This window comes from Micromonospora sp. NPDC002411 (assembly GCF_053592955.1).
Genome location: NZ_JBSFBM010000321.1, coordinates 1 through 7,693, shown reverse-complemented (window position 1 = coordinate 7,693; position 7,693 = coordinate 1). Strand labels below are relative to the sequence as shown.

The 7,693-nt window shown below is 70.0% G+C and carries 7 protein-coding genes; 3 read left to right on the top strand and 4 right to left on the bottom strand.

Translation table 11 applies throughout. The annotated features are described in order from the left end of the window. Positions 1–526: 526 nt before the first annotated feature. The gene (locus tag ACWCO3_RS28150) at positions 527–2,050 is read left to right on the top strand and encodes a hypothetical protein (protein WP_450012899.1); all 1,524 of its coding nucleotides are present in this window, start codon (positions 527–529) and stop codon (positions 2,048–2,050) included. A gap of 132 nt (positions 2,051–2,182) precedes the next feature. Here ACWCO3_RS28150 and rplI read toward each other — a convergent pair whose 3' ends face one another. The 4 genes from rplI to rpsF all read right to left on the bottom strand — a co-directional run bounded on the left by rplI (position 2,183) and on the right by rpsF (position 3,832). Further along, complete coding sequence (rplI, locus tag ACWCO3_RS28145) at positions 2,183–2,629, bottom strand: 50S ribosomal protein L9 (protein ID WP_145778354.1); 447 nt, start codon at positions 2,627–2,629, stop codon at positions 2,183–2,185. A gap of 14 nt (positions 2,630–2,643) precedes the next feature. Beyond that, positions 2,644–2,925, bottom strand: a complete 282-nt coding sequence (gene rpsR / locus ACWCO3_RS28140) for a 30S ribosomal protein S18 (protein WP_051723758.1) — start codon at positions 2,923–2,925, stop codon at positions 2,644–2,646. Continuing rightward, a complete protein-coding gene (locus tag ACWCO3_RS28135; protein WP_181518404.1) occupies positions 2,925–3,461 on the bottom strand; it encodes a single-stranded DNA-binding protein in 537 nt (178 codons plus the stop codon). The genes rpsR and ACWCO3_RS28135 overlap by 1 nt, the downstream gene beginning before the upstream one ends. An 80-nt stretch (positions 3,462–3,541) precedes the next feature. After that, positions 3,542–3,832 carry a 30S ribosomal protein S6 gene (gene rpsF / locus ACWCO3_RS28130; RefSeq protein ID WP_036411437.1) on the bottom strand — a complete coding sequence of 97 codons (291 nt, stop codon included), beginning with the start codon at positions 3,830–3,832 and terminating at the stop codon, positions 3,542–3,544. A 636-nt stretch (positions 3,833–4,468) separates the two neighbouring features. Between rpsF and ACWCO3_RS28125 the strand changes: the two genes are divergently transcribed. After that, complete coding sequence (locus ACWCO3_RS28125) at positions 4,469–5,260, top strand: deoxyribonuclease IV (protein WP_145778353.1); 792 nt, start codon at positions 4,469–4,471, stop codon at positions 5,258–5,260. After that, the gene (locus ACWCO3_RS28120) at positions 5,257–7,578 is read left to right on the top strand and encodes a hypothetical protein (RefSeq protein ID WP_450012897.1); all 2,322 of its coding nucleotides are present in this window, start codon (positions 5,257–5,259) and stop codon (positions 7,576–7,578) included. Before ACWCO3_RS28125 ends, ACWCO3_RS28120 begins: the two co-directional genes overlap by 4 nt. The last annotated feature ends 115 nt before the right edge of the window (positions 7,579–7,693 follow it).

Below are 7,693 nucleotides of genomic sequence, written 5' to 3'. Positions count from 1 at the left end.
GCCGCCGAGGACGCACTGCTCGGCTGCCACGTCCTGCGGTGGGGTCTTGTCGAACTGGCCGTCCCGCTGCGCCGGTGGTTGGCCTCCGCCGGAGCGTGAATCTGCCCGCATGTCGTCAGTGACCGACACGGGTCCCCCCTCCACTGCGCCGAACCCGATCCCAGCTCTACCGCTGGGGTACGACGCTTCCGTCCGACCAGGCCGGCCGATCGGGGGCCATCAGGCCGGCGGTCGAGGGCCAACCATACGGACCCCGAGGTCAGAGACTCAACAACACCGGTGGACGAGCCTCGGGACAACCTGTGGATGCCGGTGGACAGCATGTGCGTGGAGTGTGCACAACCTGTGGATAACTGTTGGGGAATTCTTCCTCACAACTGCCTGACCTGCGAAAACATGCTCCCCAGCCTGTGGAGGAAGATATTTCGGTCGGCTCTGTGACACGATCGTCCCGTACTATCTCCAGCGAACGGCTACACCTGGACAGCGGATTCCGCTTTGGGTTCAGAAGGGTCACACTCCGGCCGTGAGTTACCGGGACTGGGGACGCGGGGATGGCAGCCCGCGCGAGCGCCCGCCGACCGCCTCGTGGAGTGAGCGCGCGGCGTCCCTTCCGGTTGAGCCGTACGACGAGGAGGGGCGCTACCGCACCTCCAGCCGACGGCGTGCGTTGGACCGCGGCCAGGACGAGCCCGTCGACGCCTACCTGCCTCGGTGGGCCCTGGAGTCGGGTGTCCGGCACGCCGACGGCGGTGGACGCCACGCGGCCCCGGACGAGGACGAGCGCGAGATACCCACGTCCGGTGCTGGGCGGCGGTCGGCCGAGTCAGCGAGCGGCCGGCGGCGGGGCGGCGAGACAGGGTGGCGTGGGCAGGCGGCGATCGGCGCCGCGCCCGACTCGGACCACACTCGGGAGTGGACCCTCGACCGTCCGCAGGAGCAGGGGTACGCGGGCCGTCGTCGCGCCGACAGCGGGGAGGACGATCCGGTCTCCGGCACGGTCCAGGAACGCCGTCCTCGTCGTGCGTCCACAGGCCGTCCGCAGGTGGTCTGGTCAGGTGGCGATCTGGAGTCCACCCCGAGCGAGCCCGCGCCCGAGCCGGAGGTGCGGCGTCCCACCCGGCGCAGCCGTCGTGCGGCCGAGGAGTCCTGGTCGCGTCCGCCGGCTGACCCGTGGGTCCGGGGCTCCGACCGGGTGGTTGAGCCCGAGCCGTCGTATCCGCCCGCTGTGGATCCGTGGGACGCCTCGGGCGTGCACGCGTGGCCGTCGGCGGCTGGCACGGACCTGAGTGAGCAGTGGTCGGCGGTGGAGAGCGTCGGTGGTTGGGAGCGGTCCGACCGCACCGGCCAGTGGGAGCGGTCCGCCATCGAGGACGACCAGTGGGACCGTACGCTGGCGCCGCGTTCTGACCGACCGGTGCCTGCGGAGGGTTGGCCGGCACGGGACGAGGGGTTCTGGCCCGGCACCCGGCTGGCCGATGACGACCCCCGGTGGATGGATCCGACGACGTCGGCGCCCAGGTCACCGGTGGTGGGCTACACCGCTCCGCGCCCACGCAGCGCGCCCGTGCCGACCGGTGGAGCGTCACGCCGTCGGGCGGACCGGCCTGCGGTCGGGGCAGCGTCGGTGCGGCGGCGGGTCGAATCGGCGGCCACCGGTGCGTTCTCTCGGCGTCTTGAGGACGATCTACTCGACCCGGATCCGGGCGGCTCGGTCCGGCCGTTGCTGTACACGGCCGCCTGCTATCTGGTGCCCGCGATGCTGATCTTCGTCTGGCTGTTGACGTTGGACGGCCAGGCGCCGGCCGGTTGTGTGACCGACATCAGTGGAGGTGGCTGTGACTCGGCCCGGTCACGCGCGTTGGAGTCGCTCCTCGCCGGCTCGCCACGTTTCGGTCTCGCGTTGGTGAGCAGTCTGGTCGTGGCGGCTCTACTGCGTCGGGTGGGCACGACGTGGCGCTCGGCGACCATCGCCGTCGCCGCCGCGGTGGTGGGCGGCGGCCTGTCCACGGTGCTGATCAGCGCGGTGACCGGCCAGCCGATCGGGTGACCGCCCTGCGGCTCGGGGCTGCCCGGCTCGGATGTGCCCATTTGCCAGGCCCTGACGGGGTCGACTGACGACGTACGCACGAGGGCCCGCACCGATTGCTCGGTGCGGGCCCTCGTGGTGGTGTTGCGGACGTCAGCCCTGAACGACGTTCAGGTTGAACGACGCGGTCACCTCGGGGTGCAGCTTGATCTTCACCGGGTAGGTGCCGGTCGACTTGATGTGACCGGGCACCTCCAGCCGACGCCGGTCGAGGACCGGGCCGCTGGCCGTCTTGACGGCGTCGACGATCTCGGCCGGGGTGACCGAGCCGAAGAGCCGTCCGCCGTCGCCGGCGCGGACCTTCAGGTTGACCTTGAGACCCTCGAGCTGAGCCTTGACCTCGTTGGCGTGGTCGAGGTCGCGGATCTCGCGAGCCCCACGGGCCCGCTTGATAACCGTGACCTGCTTTTCCGCGCCCTTGGTCCAGGCGATCGCGAAGCCCTGCGGCAGCAGGTAGTTACGGCCGTAGCCGTTCTTGACCTCGACGATGTCGCCTGGGGCACCGAGGCCGGACACTTCCTGAGTCAGGATGATCTTCATATCGGTGCCTCCTCTCAGCGGGTGGTGGCCGTGTACGGCAGGAGCGCCATCTCACGGGCGTTCTTGACCGCACGGGCGATCTGCCGCTGCTGCTGCGAGGTCACGCCGGTCACCCGACGAGCGCGGATCTTGCCGCGATCGGAGATGAACTTGCGCAGCAGCGCGGTGTCCTTGTAATCGATGTAGGCGATCCCGTCCTTGTCGAGCGGGTTCACCTTCTTCTTCGGCTTGCGCAGTGCCGCAGCCTTGGCCGTTGCACGTGCTCCTGGTTTGCGATCGCGAGCGCTAGGCGCCATTAGAACGGTGGCTCCTCGTCAAAATTGGCGCCCGAACCGGCACGCGCGGGAGAGGGAGCGGCCGAAGCCCAAGGGTCGTCGAAGTTGCCTCCGCCGCCACCCTGGTTGCCACCACCACCGCCGCCACCGAAGCCGCCGCCGCCACCGCCGGAGCGGGACATCTTCTGCACCTTTGCCGTGGCGTAGCGCAGCGACGGGCCGATCTCGTCGACCTCGAGCTCGATGACGGTGCGCTTCTCACCCTCGCGGGTCTCGTACGACCGCTGACGCAGCCGACCCGACACGATCACCCGGGCGCCGCGCTGCAGCGACTCGGCGACGTGCTCGGCGGCCTGACGCCAGACGGTGCAAGCGAGGAACAGCGGCTCGCCGTCCTTCCATTCGTTCGACGCCTTGTCCATGAAACGGGGCGTCGAAGCGACTCGGAACTTGGCGACCGCAGCCCCGGAGGGGGTGAACCGCAACTCGGGGTCATCGGTCAGATTGCCGATGACCGTGATGGTGGTGTCTCCTGCCATGACCATCTCCTCGCGCACTCAGCGTCTCGTCGTACAGGCTGCCAGAGCCCTCTGACAGAGTCGCGGAGGCTGATCCGGACGAACCGGGGGTTGAAGGCTTAGCGCATTTCCGGTCGGAGGACCTTGGTGCGCAGCACGGACTCGTTGAGTCGCAGCTGACGGTCCAGCTCGGCCACCGCAGCAGGCGTGGCCTGCAAGTCGACGACGGCGTAGATGCCCTCTGCCTTTTTGTTGATCTCGTACGCGAGGCGCCGGCGGCCCCACACGTCGGTCTTCTCAACCGAGCCACCCGCGGTCCGAATCACGTTCAGGTACGTGTCGAGCGACGGGGCGACGGTGCGTTCCTCGAGGCTGGGGTCGAGGATCACCATGATCTCGTAATGACGCAAGACGTGCTCACCTCCTGTGGGCTAAGCGGCCACGGTCCTTCCGTGGCAGGAGGTCTTGTGTCGCTGCCCGCACGCGCCGAGGGAACCCGGCCGGACGCGGACAACCTGACCAGGATACCCGGTCTCAACGATCATGCCCGGGGTGGTAGGTCAGCACGCGGACATGCCGACGGGGGCCCACCGTCCGACCGTCTGTCGGCCGATGATGGACCCCCGTCTACGAGGCCGCGAGGCGTCTGGTCCGCATTCCTTGGGTGGGACCTGGGGAGGAACGACCACACCGATGAGGTTGGACCGAAGACGCCCCGCGGAGCTTTATCGTGTTGTTACCTGACGATACAACAGCACTCGTACCTTGTCGGGGGGAAAAGCACAAATTGCCGAGATTTCCATCGGTGGCTGTCTGAGATGCGGGGGTCTCCTCCGCCGCGCCGGGCCGCACGGCGGAGGTGACCTCGCTGTCGGCCGTCGACCCTCCGGTGGCCTGCCACGGCGCATTCACGCCGCCGGAGGCACCGGGCACTGGTCGCCGGTTCACACGCATCAACGATCGTCGGTCCGGCCGGTGACGCGACCACCCCACGACACCGCCCGGCCGCCACCCGCCGGTCGGGCTCGCGACGTAGGCTCGCTCGCATGCGTATCGGAGCCCACGTCGATTCGACCGACCCGCTGGCGGAGGCGGCCGCCCGGTCCGCCGACACCGTGCAGTTCTTCCTCGCCGATCCACAGGGATGGAAGGCGCCCAAGCCCCGGGAAGACGCCGAGCGGCTACGCACGGCCGAGGTCGACCTGTACGTGCACGCGCCGTACGTCATCAACGTCGCCACCCTCAACAACCGCATCCGGATCCCCAGCCGAAAGCTGCTGCTCGGGCACGCCAACGCGGCCACCTCGATCGGGGCCAAGGGCCTGATCGTCCACGGGGGGCACGTCAACGCCGGGGACGATCTGGCCGTCGGCTTCGACAACTGGCGCAAGACATTCGCGTACGCAGCCGACTCCGGTGGCTTCGGCGTACCGGTCCTGATCGAGAACACCGCCGGCGGGGACAACGCGTGCGCCCGGCGACTGGACGCGCTCGCCCGGCTCTGGGACGCCGTGGGCGACTACGAGGTCGGCTTCTGCCTGGACACCTGCCACGCGTACGCGGGTGGCGAGGAGCTGCTCGGCCTCGTCGACCGCGTCAAGGCGATCACCGGGCGGATCGACCTGGTGCACGCCAACAACTCCAAGGGCGGGTTCAACTCCGGCCAGGACCGGCACGACAACCTGGGCGGCGGCACGATCGACCCGGAGCTGGTCGTCGCGGTGATCCGGGCGGCCGGAGCTCCGGTGGTCGTCGAGACACCGGGCGGTGTGGACGGCCAGGCGGCCGACATCGACTTCCTCCGTCAGCAGCTCGGGACGGCGAGCCCGGCAGCATGACCACCGGACAGCCCGGGACCGGGAAGGCCCGGCCCACCCCCGCCGGCTCGGACGCCGAGAGCCGACCTGCTGCCGCATCCGGGTCGGGTGCCCCAGCCCAGCCAGCTCGCTCCTCCGACACCCGCTTCGGCGAGAGCCCCGCGGAGACCGAGAGCACGGCGGCCGCCCCGGCCGTGAACGGCACCGCGGCCGTGAACGGCACCGCGGCCAAGGACAGTGTCCCCGCCAAGGACGGCAAGGACAGCAAGAGCGGCACCGCGGCCAAGGACAGCAAGGACAACTCCCCAGCCACGGGCAGCGAGGACAGCAACGGCGGCAAGGGGAGCGAGGACGGCAAGGACGGCACCCCGGCCAAGGACAGCAAGGGGAGCGAGGACGCCGAGTCCAGCGCTCCGCCCAAGGACGGCAAGGACAGCCCTACGCAAGGCGCTGCGGCCGAAGCCAAGCCGCCGCCGACGAGGTGGTGGCGTTGGGCGGGTAAGGGCAAGAGAGCGGGCAAGGCCGACGGTGACACGAAGACCGACGGTGCGGCCACGCCGGTCGTTGCGGACCGTTGGGAGGCGTTCGCCTCCGCGCCGGAGCCGCGGCCCTCCGTCTTCACCCGGGCGGGCCGAGCCGTCGGCCGCTTCCTGATCCACGAGTGGACCCTGGCCACCCTCTGCTCGGTGGCGCTGGCCGTGCTGATGACCTGGCCGACCCTGCGCTATCCCCGCTACACGCTTCCCCAGGACTACTGGGACCCGAGCCTGCAGGCGTGGCAGATGGCCTGGTCCGGGCACATCCTGCTGGCCGACCCGGCGCGTCTGTGGCAGTCCAACACGTTCTTCCCCGAGCTGTGGAGCTTCGCGTTCTCCGACACCCTGCTCGGGTACGCCCCGGCCGGGATGCTCGGCAGCGGCCCCGAGGACGCGTTGCTGCGCTACAACATCATGTTCGTGCTGGCGCACGCGCTCGCCACGCTCGGGGCGTACGCGCTGGCCCGCCAGCTCGGGGCCGGCCGGATCGGTGCCGCCGTCGCCGGCGTCAGCTACACGTACGCGCCGTGGCTGCTGGCTCAGGCGGGGCACCTGCACGTGATCTCCAACGGCGGGATTCCGCTGGCGCTGGCAATGTTGGCGCGCGGGCACGGCTGGTCACTGCGGCACGGCTATCGGCCCGAGCGCCGGCACGACGGGTGGGTCTACGCCGGTTGGCTGGTGGCGGCCTGGCAGCTCAGCCTCGGCTTCGGCATCGGGCTGCCGTTCGCGTACTTCCTGGCCGGCGCGGTGCTGGTCGCTGTCGTCCTCTTCTACACGCGGCGGCTGCGCACCCGGCAGCCCGTGCCGTTCGGTCGTCGGTTGTTCGTCGCCGACGTGCTCGGCGGGTTGTTCTTCGCGGGTGTGGGTGCGCTGATGGCGTACCCGTTCTTCCAGGTGACCAAGCTGCATCCGTACGCCGAGCGGACCATCGCCGACATCAGCATCTTCTCGCCTCCGGCGTCGGGTTTCGTGACGGCGCCCTCCGAGTCGCGGATCTGGGGTGGTCTGCACGAGGGCGCTCGCGCCGCGCTGCCGTGGCATCCGGAGATGACCCTGCTGCCGGGCTTCGTGCTCTACGCGCTCGCCCTGGGCGGATTGTTCTTCTCGGCCTGGCGGCTGCGGCACCGACTGCTGTTGCTCGCCGGGGTGCTGGTGACCATGGCCTTCGCGATGGGCACCCGCTTCTTCGACGGCACTGTCACCTACGTGCCGCTCTTCGAGCACGTGCCGGGCTGGAGCGCGTTGCGTACCCCTGGTCGGTTGATGTTGTGGACCACGTTGTTGCTCGGCCTGCTCGCTGCCGGCGCGGTCACCGCGCTCACCGACCGGGTCCGCGAGTTGACCGCGCAGCGGATCCCGTCGTGGCCGGGGCCGTGGCTGCGGATGGCCACCCTGCTGCCGTTGCTGCTGGTGACCGTCGAGGGTCTGAACACCACGCCGCATCCGGTGGTGCCGACCCAGCCGGCCGCGATGCGGTCGGCGCAGGGGCCGCTGCTGGTGCTGCCCAGCAACCAGAGTCTGGACCAGCACGTGATGCTCTGGTCGACGAGTGGTTTCCCCGACGTGGTCAACGGCGGTAGCGGCTTCACGCCGCGTCAGCTCGACGACGTCCGTCGGGCGAGTCAGTCGTTCCCCGACCGGACCAGCGTCGAGTATCTGCGCTTGTACGGCGTCCGCACTGTGGTGCTGCTGCGCGGGCAGGTGCCGGGCACACCGTGGGAGCTCGCCATCGATGCTCCGGTGGAATCGCTCGGCATCACCCGGGAGGACGTCGGCGACGCGGTTGTTTATCGGCTCTGAGGCTCTACTGCGGGTTTTCGGGGGAGCCCACCCGGCTCCGGGCTCCACTGGCTCACCGACGGCGTGGCGGCACTACTGCTGGGACTCTTCCTGGACCGGCTGCTGCACCGGGTGC